General features: G+C 64.5%; 19 protein-coding genes. 15 read left to right on the forward strand and 4 right to left on the reverse strand.

Translation table 11 applies throughout. The annotated features are described in order from the left end of the window. The first annotated feature begins 91 nt into the window (after positions 1 to 91). From H6X51_RS14415 to H6X51_RS14430, 4 genes are all read left to right on the forward strand, one after another. Positions 92 to 892: a hydroxymethylpyrimidine/phosphomethylpyrimidine kinase gene (locus H6X51_RS14415; RefSeq protein ID WP_185268207.1), complete on the forward strand. Its 801-nt coding sequence runs from the start codon at positions 92 to 94 to the stop codon at positions 890 to 892. Further along, on the forward strand, positions 889 to 1,515 hold the full coding sequence (gene thiE, locus H6X51_RS14420) for a thiamine phosphate synthase (protein WP_185268208.1): 627 nt from the start codon (positions 889 to 891) through the stop codon (positions 1,513 to 1,515). Before H6X51_RS14415 ends, thiE begins: the two co-directional genes overlap by 4 nt. Before the next feature lie 11 nt (positions 1,516 to 1,526). After that, positions 1,527 to 2,807 carry a glutamate-1-semialdehyde 2,1-aminomutase gene (hemL, locus tag H6X51_RS14425; protein WP_185268209.1) on the forward strand — a complete coding sequence of 427 codons (1,281 nt, stop codon included), beginning with the start codon at positions 1,527 to 1,529 and terminating at the stop codon, positions 2,805 to 2,807. 118 nt (positions 2,808 to 2,925) lie between these two features. Then, entirely contained in the window at positions 2,926 to 3,549 is a 624-nt protein-coding gene (locus tag H6X51_RS14430; protein WP_185268210.1) for a tetratricopeptide repeat protein, read from the forward strand. Between the two features lie 175 nt (positions 3,550 to 3,724). Here the strand turns inward: H6X51_RS14430 and H6X51_RS14435 are convergent, their stop codons facing one another. Next, a complete protein-coding gene (locus H6X51_RS14435; RefSeq protein ID WP_185268211.1) occupies positions 3,725 to 4,066 on the reverse strand; it encodes a DUF1820 family protein in 342 nt (113 codons plus the stop codon). Positions 4,067 to 4,423: 357 nt separating this feature from the next. On the opposite strand from H6X51_RS14435, the gene miaB reads away from it, so the two are divergent. The 5 genes from miaB (at position 4,424) to lnt (ending at position 9,741) form a co-directional block, all read left to right on the forward strand. Then, positions 4,424 to 5,764, forward strand: coding sequence for a tRNA (N6-isopentenyl adenosine(37)-C2)-methylthiotransferase MiaB (miaB, locus tag H6X51_RS14440; RefSeq protein ID WP_185268212.1), 1,341 nt, complete (start codon positions 4,424 to 4,426; stop codon positions 5,762 to 5,764). A 107-nt stretch (positions 5,765 to 5,871) separates the two neighbouring features. After that, the gene (locus H6X51_RS14445; RefSeq protein WP_185268213.1) at positions 5,872 to 6,891 is read left to right on the forward strand and encodes a PhoH family protein; all 1,020 of its coding nucleotides are present in this window, start codon (positions 5,872 to 5,874) and stop codon (positions 6,889 to 6,891) included. After that, positions 6,881 to 7,339, forward strand: a complete 459-nt coding sequence (ybeY, locus tag H6X51_RS14450; protein WP_185268214.1) for an rRNA maturation RNase YbeY — start codon at positions 6,881 to 6,883, stop codon at positions 7,337 to 7,339. Before H6X51_RS14445 ends, ybeY begins: the two co-directional genes overlap by 11 nt. Before the next feature lie 14 nt (positions 7,340 to 7,353). Continuing rightward, positions 7,354 to 8,193, forward strand: a complete 840-nt coding sequence (locus tag H6X51_RS14455) for an HlyC/CorC family transporter (protein ID WP_185268215.1) — start codon at positions 7,354 to 7,356, stop codon at positions 8,191 to 8,193. A gap of 36 nt (positions 8,194 to 8,229) precedes the next feature. Beyond that, positions 8,230 to 9,741, forward strand: a complete 1,512-nt coding sequence (gene lnt, locus H6X51_RS14460) for an apolipoprotein N-acyltransferase (protein WP_185268225.1) — start codon at positions 8,230 to 8,232, stop codon at positions 9,739 to 9,741. Here the strand turns inward: lnt and H6X51_RS14465 are convergent. After that, on the reverse strand, positions 9,685 to 9,963 hold the full coding sequence (locus tag H6X51_RS14465; RefSeq protein ID WP_185268216.1) for a hypothetical protein: 279 nt from the start codon (positions 9,961 to 9,963) through the stop codon (positions 9,685 to 9,687). The two genes, lnt and H6X51_RS14465, sit on opposite strands and share 57 nt — an antisense overlap. A gap of 177 nt (positions 9,964 to 10,140) precedes the next feature. On the opposite strand from H6X51_RS14465, the gene leuS reads away from it, so the two are divergent. Genes leuS through holA form a run of 3 tightly spaced genes read left to right on the forward strand, consistent with a single transcriptional unit; the run spans position 10,141 to position 14,364 of the window. After that, on the forward strand, positions 10,141 to 12,747 hold the full coding sequence (gene leuS / locus H6X51_RS14470; RefSeq protein ID WP_185268217.1) for a leucine--tRNA ligase: 2,607 nt from the start codon (positions 10,141 to 10,143) through the stop codon (positions 12,745 to 12,747). A 19-nt stretch (positions 12,748 to 12,766) separates the two neighbouring features. Beyond that, positions 12,767 to 13,312, forward strand: a complete 546-nt coding sequence (locus tag H6X51_RS14475) for an LPS-assembly lipoprotein LptE (protein WP_185268218.1) — start codon at positions 12,767 to 12,769, stop codon at positions 13,310 to 13,312. Between the two features lie 14 nt (positions 13,313 to 13,326). Beyond that, positions 13,327 to 14,364, forward strand: a complete 1,038-nt coding sequence (gene holA / locus H6X51_RS14480) for a DNA polymerase III subunit delta (protein ID WP_185268219.1) — start codon at positions 13,327 to 13,329, stop codon at positions 14,362 to 14,364. Here holA and H6X51_RS14485 read toward each other — a convergent pair. Further along, the gene (locus H6X51_RS14485) at positions 14,361 to 15,215 is read right to left on the reverse strand and encodes a universal stress protein (RefSeq protein ID WP_185268220.1); all 855 of its coding nucleotides are present in this window, start codon (positions 15,213 to 15,215) and stop codon (positions 14,361 to 14,363) included. The genes holA and H6X51_RS14485 overlap by 4 nt on opposite strands. A 219-nt stretch (positions 15,216 to 15,434) precedes the next feature. On the opposite strand from H6X51_RS14485, the gene H6X51_RS14490 reads away from it, so the two are divergent. Both H6X51_RS14490 and H6X51_RS14495 read left to right on the forward strand, forming a co-directional pair. Further along, complete coding sequence (locus H6X51_RS14490) at positions 15,435 to 16,712, forward strand: lytic murein transglycosylase (RefSeq protein WP_185268221.1); 1,278 nt, start codon at positions 15,435 to 15,437, stop codon at positions 16,710 to 16,712. A gap of 188 nt (positions 16,713 to 16,900) precedes the next feature. Continuing rightward, on the forward strand, positions 16,901 to 18,478 hold the full coding sequence (locus H6X51_RS14495; protein WP_185268222.1) for a TerC family protein: 1,578 nt from the start codon (positions 16,901 to 16,903) through the stop codon (positions 18,476 to 18,478). Between the two features lie 27 nt (positions 18,479 to 18,505). Here the strand turns inward: H6X51_RS14495 and H6X51_RS20260 are convergent, their stop codons facing one another. Then, positions 18,506 to 18,640 (reverse strand): hypothetical protein, encoded by a 135-nt coding sequence (locus tag H6X51_RS20260; RefSeq protein WP_268898611.1) that lies wholly within the window; start codon positions 18,638 to 18,640, stop codon positions 18,506 to 18,508. 108 nt (positions 18,641 to 18,748) lie between these two features. On the opposite strand from H6X51_RS20260, the gene lipA reads away from it, so the two are divergent. Further along, a complete protein-coding gene (lipA, locus tag H6X51_RS14500) occupies positions 18,749 to 19,798 on the forward strand; it encodes a lipoyl synthase (RefSeq protein WP_185268223.1) in 1,050 nt (349 codons plus the stop codon). The last annotated feature ends 99 nt before the right edge of the window (positions 19,799 to 19,897 follow it).

The raw sequence follows: 19,897 nt of genomic DNA on the forward strand, positions 1-19,897 counted from the left end.
CTTTCAGTACCGCACGTTTATGCCAGAGGAAACGCGCGAGCTGATCGCGCCGCCATACCGATAACCTGTCTGCTGATGGTAAGCTTGCCCCATGAATACACCTGCCCCCTTTCGCCCCGTCGTTCTCTGCCTGTCCGGCCATGACCCCAGTGGCGGCGCCGGCCTGCAAGCCGATATCGAAGCCCTGATCGCCCAGGGCTGCCACGCCGCTCCGGCAGTGACCGCCCTGACCGTGCAGAACACGGTCGATGTCATCGACTTCCGCGTACTGGACCGCGAGTGGGTACTGGCCCAGGCCAATGCCGTGCTCAACGACATGCCGGTATCGGCGGTCAAGCTCGGCATGCTCGGCAACCTGGAAATGGTCGACACCGTGGTCGAGATCATGCGCGCCCACCCCGAACTGCCACTGGTCTGCGACCCGGTGCTGCGCGCCGGCGGTGGCGGCTCGCTGGGCAAGGACGAGGTCGGCTATGCCATGCGCGAGCAGCTGCTGCCGATCGCCCGCATCGTCACCCCCAACCTGCCGGAGGCGCGCATTCTCGCCGAGTTGCCCGACGGCACCGCCGACCAGTGCGCGGACAAGCTGCTGCAACGCTGCCAGAACCTGCTGATCACCGGCGGCCATGGTGACGAGCAGGACATCCACAACCGCCTGTACTGCCAGGATGGCAGCCGGCATACCTTTACCTGTGCCCGCCTGCCCGGCAGCTACCACGGCTCCGGTTGCACCCTGGCCAGCACCCTGGCCGGGCGCCTGGCATTGGGCGAAGAGCTGGTCAGCGCAGTGAAGACCGCCCTGGACTATACCTGGCGCACCCTGCGCGACGCCGAGCAACCCGGCCAGGGTCAGTATGTACCGCGACGCCTGCCGCTGGATTTCTGCCAATGAGCCTGCGCGGCCTGTACGCCATCACCGACAGCCAGTTACTGGCGGACGGCCGCCTGCTGCCCTGGGTCGAGGCCGCACTGGCCGGCGGTGCACGCCTGCTGCAGTACCGCGACAAGAGCGGGGATGCGGTGCGCCGACTGGATGAAGCAGGCCAGCTCAAGGCCCTGTGCGAGCAGTATGGTGCCAACCTGCTGATCAACGATGACCTGTCCCTGGCCAGCGCGCTGAGTGTCGGCGTACACCTGGGTCGCGACGACGGCTGCCTGCGTGAAGCCCGCCAGCAACTGGGTCCACAGGCGATCATCGGTGCCACCTGCCATGCCAGCCTGGAGCATGCCGAACAGGCCATCGCCGATGGCGCCAGCTATATCGCCTTCGGCCGCTTCTTCCAGTCGTCCACCAAGCCCGGCGCACCGGCCGCGACAGCGGAGCTGCTGCAACAGGCGCGCGCGCGTTTCGCCGTGCCCATCGTCGCCATCGGTGGCATCACCCTGGACAACGCACCCTCGCTGCTGGCCTCCGGCGCCGATCTGCTGGCGGTGATCCACGGCCTGTTCGGCGCCGACTCCGCCGCCGAGGTGCAGCGCCGCGCCCAGGCCTTCAATGAACTGTTCACGAACTGAGAGACCACACCATGTCCCGCTCGGAAACCCTTTTTGCCAGTGCCCAGAAACATATCCCCGGTGGCGTGAACTCCCCGGTACGCGCGTTCCGCAGCGTCGGCGGCACGCCGCTGTTCATCAAGCATGCCGAGGGCGCCTACATCATCGATGAGGATGACCGGCGCTATGTGGATTATGTCGGCTCCTGGGGCCCGATGATCCTCGGCCACGCCCATCCCGAGGTGCTGGACTCGGTGCGCCGCCAGCTGGAGCATGGCCTGTCCTACGGCGCGCCGACCGCCATGGAAACCGAAATGGCCGAACTGGTCTGCTCCATGGTGCCGTCGATGGACATGGTGCGCATGGTCAGCTCCGGCACCGAGGCGACCATGAGCGCCATTCGCCTGGCCCGCGGCTATACCGGCCGCGACACCATTATCAAGTTCGAGGGTTGCTACCACGGCCACTCGGACAGCCTGCTGGTCAAGGCCGGCTCCGGCGCCCTGACCTTCGGCGTGCCCAGCTCGCCGGGCGTGCCGGCGGCCTTCGCCCAGCACACCCTGACCCTGCCGTTCAATGACATCGAAGCTGTGCGCCAGACCCTCGGCAGCGCCGGCAAGGATATCGCCTGCATCATCGTCGAGCCGGTAGCCGGCAACATGAACTGCGTGCCACCGGCGCCGGGCTTCCTCGAAGGGTTGCGTGAAGCCTGTGACGAACACGGCGTAGTACTAATCTTCGACGAGGTCATGACCGGCTTCCGCGTCGCCCTGGGCGGCGCCCAGGCCCACTATGGCGTCACCCCCGACCTGTCCACTTTCGGCAAGATCGTCGGCGGCGGCATGCCGGTCGGCGCATTCGGCGGCAAGCGCGAGATCATGGAGTGCATCTCACCACTGGGCCCGGTGTACCAGGCTGGCACCCTGTCCGGCAACCCGCTGGCCATGGCCGCCGGGCTGACCACCCTGAAACTGATCAGCCGCCCCGGTTTCCATGATGAGCTGACGGCGTACACCAGCCGCCTGCTGCAGGGCCTGCAGGACCGTGCCGACGCGGCCAGCGTACCCTTCGTCACCACCCAGGCCGGTGGCATGTTCGGCCTGTACTTCAGCGGCGCCGACAGCATCCAGACCTTCGAGGACGTGATGGCCAGCGATGCCGAGCGTTTCAAGGCGTTCTTCCACCAGATGCTCGACCAGGGCGTGTACTTTGCACCCAGCGCCTATGAAGCCGGCTTCACCTCCATCGCCCACGGCGAGACCGAGCTGCAGCTGACCCTGGACGCCGCCGAGCGGGCCTTCGCCGCACTATGATCGAAACGCGCACATTGCTGCCGACCTCCGTGCAGCCAACCACCCCGGTGGTTGGCCTGCCCGCCGATCCGGCGCACAATGGCGCCATGCAAGCCTCCAGCCAGCGGACCAGCCGACCATGAACAGTGCTCTTCGCCGTGTCTTAATCCTGTGCACCCTGACCGGGGCCGGCGGCGTCGTACCCGCCGCCCTCGCCCAGCAACCGCCGCCACTGGTGATCAGCACCGAGGAACGCTGCGCCTTCAACCGCGTCGACGATGACAGCATGGCCCTGGCATTGGAGAACTGCCTTGAACTGGCCGAGGCCGAGGACATGCAGGCGCAGTTCGAGATGGGCGAGCTGTATTACCACGGCGAGCGGACCGAGCGGGATCTGGAGACAGCGCTGAAGTGGTACGAGCGGGCCTCGATCCAGGGCCAGCCGGATGCCCAGTACCGTCTCGGGTTGATGCACATGAATGGCGAAGGCGTGGAGCGCAACCTGCCGCAGGCTTACATCATGTTGAAGATGGCAGCGGTCAATGGCCAGGACGCCGCGATGGATGCCAGCGACCTGCTGGCCGAGGAAATGAGCCCCGAGGAAATCGCCGCTGCCACCCAGGTGCTGGGGACGCTGTTCCGCAACTACCTGCGGCATATCCGAGAGGAACAGTTGCGGCAGTTGCAGCCGGAAAACCCTCCCCCCTCTCCCCCAACCCCTCTCCCGCAAGGGGAGAGGGGGGATTCAGCTCCTGCCCTCTGAACCTGGCATCTCTATTGTCGGCTTGCTCAAGCCCCATAGAAAGGAGATGTTTAGGTTTTGTCCGTTGGACTGAAGCGCATATTGCCAGCTTGCACAAACGAGCTCCCTCTCCCCTTGCGGGAGAGGGCTGGGGAGAGGGGAAGCCAGCCACAGGCTGGCCCAACATCCCCAAAAATCAGCTACTACCCGGCCCAGGCCCCGGCGGCATCGGAAACGACATGATATTGCTGCCGCCCTTGGCCTCACTGATCTTGGCCTGCCCTACCCGCTCGACCTCGTCGATGCGCACGATGGCATGCGCGGGAATGAAGCTGCGGCTGACGCCCTCGAACTGGCTCTTGAGCTTTTCCTCGCCCGGGTCGACCAGCATCTGCGAGCGCTCGCCGAACACCAGTTCCTCTATCTCCAGAAAGCCCCACAGTTCGCTCTGGAATATCTGCCGGGCATAGAGTTCGTATACCTGGCCCTGATTGAGAAAAATCACCCGGAAGATAGGTTGTTGCTTGTCTTTGCTCATGAAACTCACACAGGGGACGACATGGATGGGACTGGATGGGCCGGAGGACCGGCCAAAGGCCGCGGATAATAACACATCCGTAGCCACCATACGGCACCCGGATTCCCCAGCAGTGAGCAAGCCGCAGGGGTGTCAGGAACGGCACTGCAGAACCGTCTGCGGCCAGGGACGGCCGTAGACGAGCGCCATGGATGGCGGGGTGCGCGTTCTGCAGTGCCGTTCCTGACACCCCTGCCTCCCCGGTCTAGCCAAGCCCTGCTCCAACATTGCCCGCTAGCCCGACAGCCACCATCACACTGCCCCCGCCATCCGTGTATAATCGCCGTTTTTCTCCACGAGTCACCCACACAGATCCCCATGGCAAAGAAACTTTTTATCCAGACCCACGGCTGCCAGATGAACGAGTACGACAGCTCGCGCATGGCGGACCTGCTTGGCGAATATCAGGCAATGGAGCTGACCGACCGCCCCGACGAGGCTGACGTGATCCTGCTCAATACCTGCTCGATTCGCGAGAAGGCCCAGGAAAAGGTGTTTTCCGAGCTGGGGCGCTGGCGTCCGTTGAAGGAGAAGAATCCCGACCTGATCATCGGCGTCGGCGGCTGCGTGGCCAGCCAGGAAGGCACCGCGATCCGGGATCGCGCCTCCTATGTCGACGTGGTGTTCGGCCCGCAGACCCTGCACCGCCTGCCGGAGATGATCAACGCTGCGCGCAGCACCGGCACCGCCCAGGTCGACGTCTCCTTCCCCGAGATCGAGAAGTTCGACCGCCTGCCCGAACCCCGGGTAGATGGCCCGACCGCCTATGTCTCGGTGATGGAAGGCTGCAGCAAGTACTGCAGCTTCTGCGTGGTGCCCTACACCCGCGGCGAGGAAGTCAGCCGCCCGTTCGACGACGTCCTGGCCGAATGCGTGCACCTGGCCGAGAACGGCGTGCGCGAGATCACCCTGCTGGGGCAGAACGTCAACGGCTACCGCGGCGAGACCCATGATGGCGGCATCGCCGACCTGGCCGACCTCATCCGGGTAATCGCGGAGATCGACGGCATCGACCGCATCCGCTACACCACCTCGCACCCGCTGGAGTTCTCCGACAGCCTGATCCGCGCCCACGCCGAAGTACCGGAACTGGTCAAGTACCTGCACCTGCCGGTACAGTCTGGCTCCGACCGGGTACTGGCCGGGATGAAGCGCAACCACACGGCGCTGGAGTACAAGTCGCGGGTGCGCAAGCTCAAGGCGGCGGTGCCGGACATCATCCTCAGTTCGGACTTCATCGTCGGCTTCCCCGGCGAGACCGACCGCGACTTCGAGCAGACCATGAAACTGGTGGAGGAGATCGGCTTCGACTTCTCCTACTCCTTCGTCTACAGCGCACGCCCCGGCACACCCGCCTCAGACCTGCCCGACGACACGCCCATGGAAGTCAAGAAGCAGCGCCTGCAGATTCTCCAGGCACGCCTCAACCAGCAGGGCTTCGAGAACAGCCGGCGCATGGTCGGCAGCGCCCAGCGTATCCTGGTGACCGACTACTCGAAAAAGGACCCCGGCATGCTCCAGGGCCGTACCGAACACAACCGTATCGTCAACTTCCGCTGCGACAACCCGCGGCTGATCGGCCAGTTCGTCGACGTACACATCGACGAGGCCCTGCCCCACTCCCTGCGTGGCAGCCTGTTGACCGCCACAGTGCATTGAGGCCGCCGCCCCAGCTCGGGGCGCCGGCGCACCACCCGCTTTGCATCGCCCGCGTTGCGCGCTATGCTGTGTTTTCCTGACTGCCATATGGCCACCTACAGACCAATTTGAACGTTCCCTTGACTATTCATCGCTTCAGCATCGAGCCCGTGGATTCCCGGCGCTTCGCCAGTCTCTGCGGTCAATTCGATGAAAACCTGCGCCTGATCGAACAACGCCTCGGCATCGAGGTCCGCAACCGCGGCAATCATTTCGAACTGATCGGCGACCCTGCCATCACCCGTTCCGCCGAGGCGGTGCTGCGCCAGTTGTACCGCGAAACCCGTGACAACAAGGACCTGTCGCCCGATACCGTACACCTGTACCTACAGGAGTCTGGGCTGGAGAACCTCAGCGAAAGCCTGCACAGCAGCGACGGCCACAAGCCAGTGGTATTGCGCACCAAGCGCATGACCATCCAGCCACGCGGGCCGAACCAACAGAGCTACGTGCGCTCGATCCAGGAGCATGACATCAATTTCGGCATAGGTCCGGCCGGTACCGGCAAGACCTACCTGGCCGTCGCCTGCGCGGTGGACGCGCTGGAGCGCGAGCAGATCCGCCGCATCCTGCTGGTGCGCCCGGCGGTCGAGGCCGGCGAGAAACTGGGCTTTCTGCCCGGCGACCTGTCGCAGAAGATCGACCCCTACCTGCGGCCGCTGTATGACGCGCTGTACGAGATGCTCGGCTTCGAGCAGGTGGCCAAGCTGATCGAGAAGCAGGTGATCGAGGTCGCACCGCTGGCCTACATGCGCGGGCGTACGCTGAACAACAGCTTCATCATTCTCGACGAAAGCCAGAACACCACCCTGGAGCAGATGAAGATGTTCCTCACCCGCATCGGCTTCGGCTCGACTGCGGTGATCACCGGCGACATCACCCAGGTCGACCTGCCGCGTGGCACCCGCTCCGGGCTGACCCACGTCATGGACGTGCTCAAGGACGTGAAAGGCATCGGCTTCACCCACTTCAAGTCCAAGGACGTGGTGCGCCATCCGCTGGTGCAGCGCATCGTCGAGGCCTACGACCGCTTCGACCATCGCCAGGAGCAGGAACGCCAGCGCAAGGAGCGCCAGAATGACCATTGAGGTAGACATACAAAGGGCGACCGACGCCCCCGATCAACCCGATGACGACAGCCTGCTACGCTGGGCCGCCCTGGCCCTGCGTGACAAACCCGAGCATGAACTGACCATCCGCCTGGTCGACGCCGAGGAAAGCCAGGCGCTGAACAGCGAATACCGGCACAAGGACTACCCGACCAACGTACTGTCCTTCCCCGCCGACCTGCCCCCCGAACTGAACATCCCGCTGCTCGGCGACCTGGTCATCTGCGTCCCGGTGGTCAACCGCGAAGCCGCCGAACAGGGCAAGCCGCGCGAGGCGCACTGGGCGCACATGGTCATCCATGGCTGCCTGCACCTGCTCGGCCATGACCATATCGAGGATGCCGAGGCCGAGGCCATGGAGCAGCTGGAGCGCGAGCTGCTGGCCGAGCTGGGTATCGCCGACCCCTATCTTGAATCCGACGAGTGATGAGTAACACTGCCATGAGCGAAGATCGACCAAGCAGCGGCCCCAAGACCTGGCTGGAGAAACTGGTCCAGCCGTTCGCCCACGAGCCACGCAATCGCCAGGAACTGCTCGAACTGCTGCGCGACGCCCAACGCAACGAGGTACTCGACCTCGAAGCGCTGACCATCATCGAGGGCGCGATGCAGGTCGCCGACATGCAGGTGCGCGACATCATGATCCCGCGCTCGCAGATGATCACCATCAAAGCCAGCCAGAAGCCCCGCGAGTTCCTGCCGTCGCTGATCGAGGAAGGCCACTCGCGGTTCCCGGTGATCGGCGAGAGCATCGATGACGTGCTCGGCATCCTGCTGGCCAAGGACCTGTTGCCGCTGCTGCTGGCAGAGGGTACCGAGCGCTTCAATATCAAGGATGTGCTGCGCCCGGCCACCTGCGTGCCCGAGTCCAAGCGGCTCAACGTGCTGCTCAAGGAGTTCCGCTCGACGCACAACCACATGGCCATCGTCATCGACGAGTACGGCGGCGTGTCGGGGCTGATCACCATCGAGGACGTGCTGGAGCAGATCGTCGGCGATATCGAGGACGAGCACGACATCGATGACGAGGACTACATCAAGTCGCTGCCCTCCGGCGACTTCCTGGTCAAGGGCCTGACGCCGATCGAGGAGTTCAACGAGCACTTCGATACCGAGTTCTCCGACGAAGAGTTCGATACCTTCGGCGGCCTGGTGATGAATGCCTTCGGCCATCTGCCCAAACGCAACGAGATCGTCGAACTGGACGGCTTCCGCGTACGTATCCTCAACTCCGACAGCCGCCGCGTGCACCTGCTGCGAGTGACCCTGATCCAGCCCTGACCAGCAAGGATGTCCATGGCTCTGCCCCACAAGCTGTTGCAATGGTTGCGCGGTCCCGGCTGGCCCGGGCATCTGCTGGCGCTGTGCGCCGGTGCGCTGACCACCCTGTCCTTCACCCCCTTCGATCTCTGGCCGCTGGGCCTGCTCTCGGCCGCCCTGCTGTACCAGGGGCTGCACGACCTGAATCCCCGGCAGGCAGCTTGGCGCGGCTGGTACTGGGGCACCGGACTGTTTCTCAGCGGGGTGTCCTGGATCTACGTCAGCATCCATGTGCATGGCTATGCCGCGCCGGCGCTGGCCGCGCTGCTGACCATCGGCCTGGTACTGGGCCTGGCGCTGATCCCGGCGCTGATGGCCTGGCTGTGGGCGCGCTGGTTGCGGCCGGCCGCTCGGCCCTGGCTGGCCAGCGGCGGCTTCGCCGCCTTGTGGGTGGCGCAGGAGTTCTTCCGCAGCTGGTTTCTCACCGGTTTTCCCTGGCTGTACCAGGGCTACGCGCACACCGATACCTGGCTGGCCGGCTGGGCGCCGCTGGGCGGCGTCTGGCTGCTCAGTTTCTTCACCATATTGACTGCCTGCCTGCTCAGCGAATGGACGCTGTGGCGACAGCGTGCGCAAGCGCTATCGGCGGCGGTGCTGCTGGTACTGGTCTGGGGTGGTGGCGCCCTGCTCGGCCAGATCGAATGGACCCGTCCGGCCGGTGCGCCGCTGTCGGTGGCGCTGATCCAGGCCGACATCGAACAGTCGCGCAAATGGGACCCGGCGCACATCGACTACACCCTGGCCACCTACCGCGACATGAGCTATGCCCAGCAGGCCGACCTGATCATCTGGCCGGAAACCGCGATCCCGGTGCTGAGCAGCCGCGCCATGCCCTTCGTCCAGGGCATGGCGGCCAACCTGGCGCAACAGGGCAGCACGCTGATCACCGGCATTCCGGTGGACGAGACCGACGAGCAGGGCCAGATGCGCATCTACAACGGCATCATGGTCGCCGGCGAGCAGCCCAGCCAGTATCTCAAGCACAAGCTGGTGCCCTTCGGTGAGTACGTCCCGCTGGAGGATCTGCTGCGCGGCCTGATCGCCTTCTTCGACCTGCCCATGTCGGACTTTTCCCGCGGGCCGTTGCAGCAGGAGCCGCTGCAGGCCGCCGGCTACAGGCTGGCACCGATGATCTGCTATGAAACCGTCTATCCCGATTTCGCCGCGCGCCTGGCCGCACGCAGCGAGCTGCTGCTGACCATCAGTAACGACAGCTGGTTCGGCAAGTCGATCGGCCCGCTGCAGCATCTGCAGATGGCGCGCATGCGGGCTTTGGAAAGTGGGCGCTGGATGATTCGCGGCACCAACAACGGCGTCACCGCGCTGATCGATCACCGCGGCGAGATCACCGCGCAGATTCCGCAATTCCAGCAGGTGGCACTACATGGTCAGGTGCAACCCCGCGAGGGGCTGACGCCCTGGCTGCGCTGGGGCAGTTGGCCGCTGGCCGTGCTAATGATGGTGGTTCTGCTGCTGTGCGTGATCGCTCGCCGCCAGCACCGAGGGTGAGGCCGCCGCACGGCGATGGTTCATGGTGTTGAGGATCTGCTTCAGCACCTGCAGATCCTGCTCGCTCAAACCGTACACTTCCAGTTCGCTGGGCCCCGTATGCTGACCCGCCATCCACTGCCGGGTGCGGGCGAGGTCCAGGGCCTGGTCGAGGCGGCGCAGCAACCGCCCATAGGATGAATCACGGCTGCAATTCACGACTTCCGGCTCCAATGGTTTCATATTGTTCTCCCTTGTAAAACGAGCTACGGACAACCTTTGCCCTCAGCATAGACCCGGCGCCCGGCTTGCCCCGGCCCCGGCGACGAATGGCATATGACTACCTGAGCCGGGCCCGGTGGTGTATGCTGCCCCATCACTTTTTTCCCTGACATACGAGTCGACATACAGTCCACGCCCATGCAAGAACAGTATTCCCCCCGCGAAACCGAAAACGCCGCCCAGCACGCCTGGGAACAGACCGACGCCTTCAAGGTGGACGAGACCCCAGGCCGCGATACCTACTACTGCCTGTCGATGTTCCCCTACCCGAGCGGCAAGCTACACATGGGCCATGTGCGCAACTACACCATCGGTGACGTGATCGCCCGCTACCAGCGCATGCAGGGGCGCAACGTACTGCAGCCCATGGGCTGGGATGCCTTCGGCATGCCGGCGGAAAACGCCGCGATGAACAACCAGGTAGCGCCCGCCACCTGGACCTACGCCAATATCGACTACATGCGCACCCAGCTGAAGAGCCTGGGCCTGGCCATCGACTGGTCGCGCGAGTTCACCACCTGCAGCCCCGACTACTACCGCTGGGAACAGTGGCTGTTCACCAAGCTGTTCGAGAAGGGCGTGATCTACCGCAAGAACGGCACCGTCAACTGGGACCCGGTCGACCAGACCGTGCTGGCCAACGAACAGGTCATCGATGGCCGGGGCTGGCGTAGCGACGCGCTGGTCGAGAAGCGCGAGATCCCCATGTACTACTTCCGCATCACCGACTATGCGGAGGAGCTGCTGAGTTCGCTGGACGACCTGCCCGGCTGGCCGGAGCAGGTCAAGACCATGCAGCGCAACTGGATCGGCAAGTCGGTGGGCATGGAGGTGCACTTCCCCTATGACCATGCCTCGATCGGCCATGCCGGCAAGCTCAAGGTGTTCACCACCCGCCCCGACACCCTGATGGGCGCCACCTATGTCGCGGTCGCCGCCGAGCATGCGCTGGCGACCCAGGCCGCGGCCAGCAACCCGGCGCTGCAGGCGTTCATCGACGAGTGCAAGCGCGGCGGTGTATCCGAGGCCGATATCGCCACCCAGGACAAGAAGGGCATGCCCACCGGCCTGTTCGTCGAGCACCCGCTGACCGGCGAGAAGCTGCCGGTATGGGTCGCCAACTATGTGCTGATGGGTTATGGCGAAGGCGCGGTAATGGCCGTGCCAGCGCATGACGAGCGCGACTTCGAGTTCGCCAGCCAGTTCCACCTGCCGATCAAGCCGGTGATCCGCACCTCCGCCGGCGACACCACCCCCGCGCCCTGGCAGGACGCCTACGCCGAGAAAGGCCCGCTGATCAACTCCGAGGAGTTCGACGGCCTGGACTTCGACAGCGCCTTCACCGCCATCGGCGAAGTGCTCAAGCAGAAGGATCTCGGTGCCGAACGCACCCAGTTCCGCCTGCGCGACTGGGGCATCAGCCGCCAGCGCTACTGGGGCTGCCCGATCCCGATCATCCATTGCCAGAACTGCGGCGACGTACCGGTACCGGACGAACAGTTGCCGGTGGTGCTGCCCGAGGACGTGGTCCCCGACGGCGCCGGCAGCCCGCTAGCGAAGATGCCGGAATTCTACGAATGCAGTTGCCCGCGTTGCGGCCAGCCGGCGCGTCGTGAAACCGACACCATGGACACCTTCGTCGAAAGCTCCTGGTATTTCGCCCGCTACGCCAGCCCGCACTACGACAAGGGCATGGTCGACCCGGCGGCGGCCAACCACTGGCTGCCGGTGGATCAGTACATCGGCGGCATCGAACACGCGATCCTGCACCTGCTGTATGCGCGCTTCTTCCACAAGCTGATGCGCGACCAGGGCCTGGTCGATTCGGACGAACCGTTCAAGAACCTGCTGACCCAGGGCATGGTGCTGGCCGAGACCTACTACCGGATCGACGCCAAGGGCGCCCGTACCTGGTTCAACCCGGCGGAAGTGGAAGTCGAGCGCGACGCCAAGGGCAAGGTCACCAGCGCCCGCCTGGCCAGCGATGGCGAGCCGGTGGTGATCGGCGGTACCGAGAAGATGTCCAAGTCGAAGAACAACGGCGTGGACCCCCAGGCGATGATCGACCAGTACGGCGCCGATACCTGCCGCCTGTTCATGATGTTCGCCTCGCCGCCGGACATGAGCCTGGAGTGGTCCGACTCCGGCGTCGAGGGCGCCCAGCGCTTCCTGCGCCGGGTCTGGCGCCTGGCCCAGCAGCACGTCAACGACGGCCTGCCCGGCGCACTGGCACTGGCCAGCCTGAACGAGACCCAGAAGGACGTGCGCCGCGCCACCCACCTGGCGATCCGTCAGGCCAGCCAGGATATCGGCCAGCACCACAAGTTCAACACCGCTATCGCCGCGGTGATGACGCTGATGAACGTGCTGGATAAGGCTCCGCGTGACAGCGAGCAGGATCGGGCCGTGCTCCAGGAAGGCCTGGAAACCGTTACTCTGCTGTTGGCACCGATTACCCCGCACATCTGCCATGCCCTGTGGCAGGCACTGGGTCACAGCTCGCCGGTAATCGACACGGCCTGGCCCGAACTGGATGAAAGCGCCCTGGTGCAGGACAGCTTGCAGCTGGTGATCCAGGTCAACGGCAAGCTGCGCGGCCATATCGAGGTACCGGCCGACGCCAGCCGCGAGGCGGTGGAAGCATCAGCGCGCAGCAACGAAAATGTATTGCGCTTTACCGAAGGCCTGACCATCCGCAAGGTGATCGTGGTGCCGGGCAAGCTGGTCAATATTGTCGCCAATTGATACGCAACGGAGAATCAGCATGCCACTGCAACGCCCCCGTCACCTGCTGAGCTGCGCCGTGCTCGGCGCCAGCCTGCTGCTCAGCGCCTGCGGCTTCCACCTGCGCGGCACCGGCGTCGACAGCGTCAAGCTGGACGAGCTGAACGTCAGCGCCCGCAACAGCTACGGCCCCACCTACCAGAGCGTACTCGAAGCGCTGCAGGTCAATGGCGTGGATGTGCGCAGCTCCGCGCCCTATCACCTGCAACTGCTGGAGGAACGCAGGGAACGCCGCGCGGTAACCTATACCTACCGCTCGACGCCGGCCGAATATGAGCTGACCAGCGAGCTGACCTTCCAGATCAGCGACCAGCAGGGTCGCGCGCTGATCGGCCCGGAAACCCTGTCCACCCAGCGCGTCTACGTCAATGACAAGGACAACCTGATCGGTACCAGCGAAGAGGAAGCGCTGCTGCACCGGGAAATGCTCCAGGACCTGACCCGGCAGCTGATGTTCCGCCTGTCGAGCATTTCCGCAGGCGACCTGGCTGCCCGCGAACAGGCACTCGACCGTCAGGCGCCCTAGGTTCTGCTGGCCCCATGAAGCTCAACGCCACACAGCTACAGCGTCAGCTCGCCGAAGGGCTGGCGCCGGTGTACGTGGTCAGTGGTGATGACCCGCTGCTGTGCGGTGAAAGCGCCGACCTGATCCGCAGCGCCTGCCGCAATGCCGGCAGCGAAGAGCGTCTGGTGTTCCATGTCGATCGCAGCTTCGACTGGGGACAGTTGCATGATGCCAGCCACAGCCTGTCATTGTTCGCCCAGCAACGCCTGGTCGAATTGCGCATTCCCGGCGGCAAGCCCGGCGACGAAGGCGCCAAGGCGCTGATCGCCTGGCTGGACAACCCTCCGCCTGACACTACCCTGCTGGTCAGCCTGCCCAAGCTCGATGGCAGCACCCAGCGCAGCAAATGGGCCAAGGCGCTGATCGAGCATGCGCACAGCCGCTTCCTGCAGATCTGGCCGGTGGATGCGCACCAGCTACCTGCCTGGATGCGGGATCGCCTGGCGGCGGCCGGGTTGCATGCCAGCCCCGAGGCGCTGGAGCTGCTCAGTGTACGGGTGGAAGGCAACCTGCTGGCCGCCGCCCAGGAAATCGAGAAGCTCAAGCTGTTCTGCGACAGCGGGCAGCTGGACCTGCAGACCGTGCAACAGGTGGTCGCCGACAGCGCCCGTTTCGATGTATTCAACCTCGCCGACGCCATGCTGCAGGGTGAAGCCCAGCATGGCCTGCGTATCCTCCAGGGTCTGCGCGGCGAAGGGGTCGAAGCGCCGGTGGTGCTCTGGGCGCTCAGTCGGGAACTGCGCAGCCTGCACAACATGGCTCACGAGCTTGCGCGTGGCATCCCGCAGGACAAGGTCTTCGCCAGCCAGCGTCCGCCGGTATGGGACAAACGCAAGCCACTGCTGAGCCGCGCCCTGCAACGGCACCCGGTAGAGCGCTGGGCAGCGCTGCTGGGCCTGGCCCAGCAGGTCGATGAGCAGATCAAGGGCCAGAGCCCCGGTTCACCCTGGGATACCCTGGGCCTGATCATAGTCCAGGCCGCCGGTACCCGGCTGCCGTTGGTGGCGGGCTAACGCAGCAACAACAGAGGGCGGGTAGTCCTGGCCAGCATGTTGGTGGTGGTACTGCCGACGAAGAACTGCCGTATCCGCGAATGCCCGTATGCCCCCATCACCAGCAGGCCGATATCATGCGTGTCGGCATAATCCAGCAGGGTCTGCTCGACCTCACCGGCACGCAGCACCGCTGTCACCTCGAATCCGGCCTGGCGCAGGCGCTGCTCGGCGGCGGACAAGGTTTCCCGCGCCGTGGTGCTCTCGGCGCCGACGGACAACAGGTGTACCGGCAATCCCTGGAGCAGCGGGCTATTGATCAGCATATCGACGCATTTGCGCGTACTCGGCCCAGCGTCGTAGGCCAGCAGCACACTGTCCGGCATACGGAACGCACCGGGGACCACCAGGATCGGTCGGGACAAGGTGCGAATCACCGTTTCCAGGTGACTGCCGACCTGTGGTCGCAACGAATTGCTGCTACTGCCCTGACGCCCCATCACCAGCAAACGGATATCGCCGCTCAGCTCACTCAGCGTATCGGCCAGACCGCCGTGCCGCTGCAGGCACTCCACCTGCTCCGCCGCACCGGCCACACTCGCCGCCGCGGTCTGCAGCAGGAAGTTGCCCTGCTCACGCAACAGGCGCGCGCGCTTTTCGTCCAGTTCAGCCAACTCCCGGACCAGGAACTCGCGATCACCCAGGCCGATATTGCCGGCCATCTCGTTCTCCGCCAGCGCCGGCACGTCCTCGAGCACGTGCAGCAAGGTCAACGGCGCCTGCAACCGGTTACGCGCCCAGGCGGCGTAGTCGCATACCGCCGGCAGTATCGGTGAAGCGTCAATGCACGCCAGCACTTTGCCGTTACTCATTGCCTTTTCCCCGTTCAATTGCTGTCCAACCAGTTTAGTCGGTTGTCAAAACCCCGTGTCATTACCTGGCCCGTTGTGCAATGCGCTTTTTATCTCACAACGCCGGGAACCTGGAGTGCGTCGCACCCTCAAACAGCAGTACGACCCGACCCAGCGGTGTGTCCATGGCGCATCGCATGCTACAGTGGGGCGCAAACTGAATATGCCGGAACCCGATACATGCCCAATCTGCCCATTCGCTCCAGAGCCCTGTGCCGCACCTTCATCGCCGTGGCGACCAGCCTCCTGGTACTGTCCGCCTGTGGTGAAAATCGCCTGGAAGCCTCGGTGCAGCCGGGCGGCAGCGCCGCCGAGCACAGCGAAGAGCGCAGCTTCGCCCAGTGGCGTACCGGATTCCGTGACCAGGCGCTCCAATCCGGCATCCGCCCGGATACTTTCGACCGGGCATTCCGCGGTATCGAACCTGATCCAGCGGTACTGAAAGCCGACCAGAGCCAGCCCGAGTTCACCCGCCCGGTGTGGGCCTATCTGGACGGAGCGCTGTCCTCCCAGCGCCAGGCCACCGGTCGGGTCATGCTCACCCGACATGCCGTCACCCTGCAGCAGATCGAGGCCCGCTATGGTGTCGATCGGCACATCCTGGTCGCCATCTGGGGGCTGGAGAGCAATTTCGGCAGCAACATGGGTGATCGCTCAGTGATCCGCTCCCTGGCCACCCTCGCCCATCAGGGCCGGCGCTCGGAGTTCGCCCAGACCCAGCTACTGGCCGCCCTGCAGATACTGCAGCGTGGCGACACCACGGTCACCGCCATGACCGGCTCCTGGGCCGGTGCCATGGGCCAGACCCAGTTCATCCCCACCACCTACAACGACTATGCGGTGGACTTCGACGGCAACGGCAAGCGCGACATCTGGCACACCGAGGCCGACGCCCTGGCCTCCGCGGCCAACTACCTCAAGGCCTCCAACTGGCAGCCCGGTGCGCCCTGGGGCATGGAGGTGCGCCTGGCGGATGGTTTCGACTATGCACTGGCCGATATGAGCATCCGCAAATCACTGGCCGAATGGGCCAGTCTGGGTGTCAGCGATGCCCGCGGCCGGGCGCTGGACAGCCGTTCGTCGGAACAGGCCACCCTGGTACTGCCCGCCGGGCATCGCGGACCGGCATTCCTGGTGCTGAACAATTTCCGCAGTATCCTGCGCTACAACAACTCCACCAGTTATGCGCTGGCCATCGGTCTGTTGGCCGAACGCTTCCAGGGACGCGGGCAGATCCATGCCAGCTGGCCGACCGATGACGAACCCCTGTCCCGCAGCGAGCGCCTGGAGTTGCAGGAGCGCCTCGAAGCCCATGGTTTTGAGCCCGGCAGCGTCGATGGCATCATCGGTGCCAATACCCGCCAGGCCATCCGGCGCCTGCAGATCGCCCTGGGCTGGCCGGCCGACGGCTACCCCGACCAGCAACTGCTCAAGGCACTGCGCAACCGGGACAACTGACTGGTGTGGAAAATATCCGTTTGTCTCGGCGCGGAAGAAAGCGTATAACGTTTTTTCCAATGGCTACCGGTTTACCGTTTTGACTTCCGTCCCTCCCCGAACATCCGCGATGACAGACCGTCTTCGCACCCCATCCGCACAATCCGTTTCTGCAGTATGCCTGCACCAGTCCGTAATGGAGGCCGACCATGTTCGAATGGCTGGCTGATCCTACCGTCTGGGCGGGTCTGTTCGCCCTGATTGCCCTGGAAATCGTCCTGGGTATCGATAACCTGGTGTTCATCGCCGTACTGGCGGAGAAGCTGCCGCCGAACCAACGCGACAAGGCACGCGTGCTGGGCCTGTCGTTGGCCCTGATAATGCGCCTGATGCTGCTGATGAGCATCGCCTGGCTGGTGACCCTGACCAACCCGCTGTTCCACCTCGGCGAGCACGGCGTGTCCGCGCGCGACATCATCATGCTCGCCGGTGGTCTGTTCCTGCTGTTCAAGGCCACCATGGAACTGCACGAGCGCCTGGAAGGCCGCCAGCACACCAGCGGCGCCAGACTGGCCTACTCCAGCTTCGGCGTGGTGGTTACCCAGATCGTCATTCTCGATGCGGTGTTCTCCATCGACTCGGTGATCACCGCCATCGGCATGGCCGACGAACTGGCGGTAATGGCGATTGCCATGATCGTCGCCATGGCCGTGATGCTGCTGGCGAGCAAGCGCCTGACCCGCTTCGTCAATGCCCACCCGACACTGATCATCCTGTGCCTGGGCTTCCTGCTGATGATCGGCTTCAGCCTGGTGGCTGAAGGTGTCGGCCTGCATATTCCCAAGGGCTACCTGTACGCCGCCATCGGTTTCTCGATCATGGTCGAGTTCTTCAACCAGTTGGCCCGGCACAACAAGCAGAAATGGCTGGATACCGGCGGCACCCTGCGCGAGCGTACCGCCAACAACATCTTGCGCCTGCTCGGCAAGGGCGACAGCGCCGAGCAGGTCTCGCCCGAGGACCTGAGCGACGACGACATCGAGCAACCGATCTTCCAGGACAATGAGCGCGACATGATCCGCGGCGTGCTGAGCCTGGCCGACACCAACATCAAGGCGCTGATGACCCCGCGCCGCGAGGTGCATGCGCTGGACCTGAGCAACAGCCTCGACGAACAACGCCAGCAACTGCTGGACTCGCCCTACTCACGCCTGGCGGTAATCCGCGATGGCAAGCAGGACGAGCCCCTGGGCATAGTGCAGAAGAAGACCCTGCTCGACGCCATCCTGCGCGGCGGCCAGCTAGACTTCGAGCAGTACATCGAGCAACCGGTCGTACTGTTCGAAACCCAGAACGCGATCAAGGCCCTGGAAGCCTTCCGTCACGAAGGCAAGCAGATGGCCTTCGTTGTCGACGAGTTCGGCACCCTGGAAGGCATCGTCAGCCTGACCGATATCATGGAAGCCATCGCCGGCGAGCTGCCGGAGGCCGAACAGGGCATGGACCTGACGCCCAGCGTCGTGGCCATGGAACCGGGCCGCTATGAGGTCGATGCCAGCGAGAACCTGGAGGAGATCAACCGCCAGCTGCCCGAGCCACTGCCGCGCAGCTCGCTGTACACCACCCTGGCCGGCTTGATCCTCAACCAGCTCGAACATATGCCTGAGCAGGATGAACTGTTGACCGTGGATGGCTGGCAGATTCGCATTCTCGAGATCGAGCACATGCGTATTGCCCGGGTAGAGCTGACCCGCCTGGAAGAGATCGCCGGCCACTTCAGCGATTGACCCAGCCTTATCGCGGCCCCTTCTCCGTCATTCTTCACCCCACCCCGTTATCCTCGGCGTAGGCCGAGGATCCACCGTTCCGGCTGGCTTGGAGCGGCCGGTGGATCCTTCGCCTTCGCGAAGGATGACGGTGGTGATGGTGATGGTGATGGTGATGGTCAAGGCTGACTCCCCAACAGCCACGGCGTCTGTGGTAAACTGCGCCGTGGCCACAAGCCAGCCAGTGCCTCGAACAACCCCGTGGAGCCTCTACCAGGAGCCCTTGACCCGATGTCTGACAGCACCCCGAACCACGTCGCCAGTGGCCAGAAGTTCCGCAATGCCCAGGGCATTGCCGCGATCAAGGATGGCCAGAAACGCCGCGCCAGCGCCGAACCCCAGGTGTTCGAACCCAAGCCCAAGTGGCTGCGGGTCAAGGCGCCCGCTGGTGACCGTTTCGAAGCGGTCAAGCGTAACGTTTCCGAACACCGGTTGAGTACTGTCTGCCAGGAGTCCCACTGCCCGAACATGGGTGAATGCTGGTCCAACGGCACCGCCACCATCATGCTGATGGGCTCGGTGTGCACCCGCGCCTGCCGTTTCTGCGCAGTGGACACTGGCAACCCCAACGGCTGGCTGGACCACGAAGAACCGGAAAATACCGCCCGCTCGGTCGAACTCATGGCTCTGCGTTATATCGTGCTGACCTCGGTCGACCGCGACGACCTGGCCGACGGCGGCGCCGCCCACTATGCCGCCTGCGTGCGCGCCATCAAGCAGCGCACCCCGCAGGTGGTGGTCGAGGCGCTGACGCCGGACTTCAATGCCGACCTGACCGCTGTGGAGCTGGTGGTCGACTCAGGGCTGGAAGTCTTCGCCCAGAACGTCGAGACCGTCGAGCGCCTGACCTACGAAGTGCGTGACCCACGTGCCGGCTATGCCAAGACGCTGAAGGTACTGGAACACGCCAAGCGCTACCGTCCAGATGTGCTGACCAAGACCAGCCTGATGGTCGGGCTGGGGGAAACCGACGAGGAAATCCTGCAGACCTTCGACGAGCTGCGCGCCATCGGCGTGGATATCGTCACCCTCGGCCAGTATCTGCAGCCGACCCGCAACCACCTGCCGGTCAAGCGCTGGGTCAGCCCGGAAGAGTTCAACCGTTATCGTGAACTGGGCCTGGCCAAGGGTTTCATGGAAGTGGCCGCTGGACCGCTGGTACGCTCCAGCTATCGCGCCGACCGGGTATTCGAGAAGAACAACCTGGGTCTGGCCGCACCGGTGCCGGTGCCTGGGCAGGACGTCGATAGCAGCCTGATTCCGGCGTTGAATATCAGGTAGACAGGCGCGCCCATCGCGGCGAGGCGCCGCTTGTATGGTTTTCCTGCAGGTCCAAAATGGGACCTGTCAGGGTGGAGGGGCTAGCGTCGCTTCCGACCT

Origin of the sequence: Halopseudomonas xiamenensis, from assembly GCF_014219065.1 — a bacterium.
In the GTDB taxonomy this organism is placed as follows: domain Bacteria; phylum Pseudomonadota; class Gammaproteobacteria; order Pseudomonadales; family Pseudomonadaceae; genus Halopseudomonas; species Halopseudomonas xiamenensis.

Bases quoted from the DNA above. Each gene is read 5' to 3' on its own strand.
- H6X51_RS14430 (WP_185268210.1), top strand. From the start codon at position 2,926: ATGAACAGTGCTCTTCGCCGTGTCTTAATCCTGTGCACCCTGACCGGG.
- ybeY (WP_185268214.1), top strand. From the start codon at position 6,881: ATGACCATTGAGGTAGACATACAAAGGGCGACCGACGCCCCCGATCAA.
- H6X51_RS14465 (WP_185268216.1), bottom strand. From the start codon at position 9,963: ATGAAACCATTGGAGCCGGAAGTCGTGAATTGCAGCCGTGATTCATCC.
- miaB (WP_185268212.1), top strand. From the start codon at position 4,424: ATGGCAAAGAAACTTTTTATCCAGACCCACGGCTGCCAGATGAACGAG.
- holA (WP_185268219.1), top strand. From the start codon at position 13,327: ATGAAGCTCAACGCCACACAGCTACAGCGTCAGCTCGCCGAAGGGCTG.
- H6X51_RS14490 (WP_185268221.1), top strand. From the start codon at position 15,435: ATGCCCAATCTGCCCATTCGCTCCAGAGCCCTGTGCCGCACCTTCATC.
- H6X51_RS14495 (WP_185268222.1), top strand. From the start codon at position 16,901: ATGTTCGAATGGCTGGCTGATCCTACCGTCTGGGCGGGTCTGTTCGCC.
- H6X51_RS14455 (WP_185268215.1), top strand. From the start codon at position 7,354: ATGAGCGAAGATCGACCAAGCAGCGGCCCCAAGACCTGGCTGGAGAAA.
- H6X51_RS14435 (WP_185268211.1), bottom strand. From the start codon at position 4,066: ATGAGCAAAGACAAGCAACAACCTATCTTCCGGGTGATTTTTCTCAAT.
- H6X51_RS14475 (WP_185268218.1), top strand. From the start codon at position 12,767: ATGCCACTGCAACGCCCCCGTCACCTGCTGAGCTGCGCCGTGCTCGGC.
- H6X51_RS14415 (WP_185268207.1), top strand. From the start codon at position 92: ATGAATACACCTGCCCCCTTTCGCCCCGTCGTTCTCTGCCTGTCCGGC.
- H6X51_RS14485 (WP_185268220.1), bottom strand. From the start codon at position 15,215: ATGAGTAACGGCAAAGTGCTGGCGTGCATTGACGCTTCACCGATACTG.
- thiE (WP_185268208.1), top strand. From the start codon at position 889: ATGAGCCTGCGCGGCCTGTACGCCATCACCGACAGCCAGTTACTGGCG.
- leuS (WP_185268217.1), top strand. From the start codon at position 10,141: ATGCAAGAACAGTATTCCCCCCGCGAAACCGAAAACGCCGCCCAGCAC.
- lipA (WP_185268223.1), top strand. From the start codon at position 18,749: ATGTCTGACAGCACCCCGAACCACGTCGCCAGTGGCCAGAAGTTCCGC.
- hemL (WP_185268209.1), top strand. From the start codon at position 1,527: ATGTCCCGCTCGGAAACCCTTTTTGCCAGTGCCCAGAAACATATCCCC.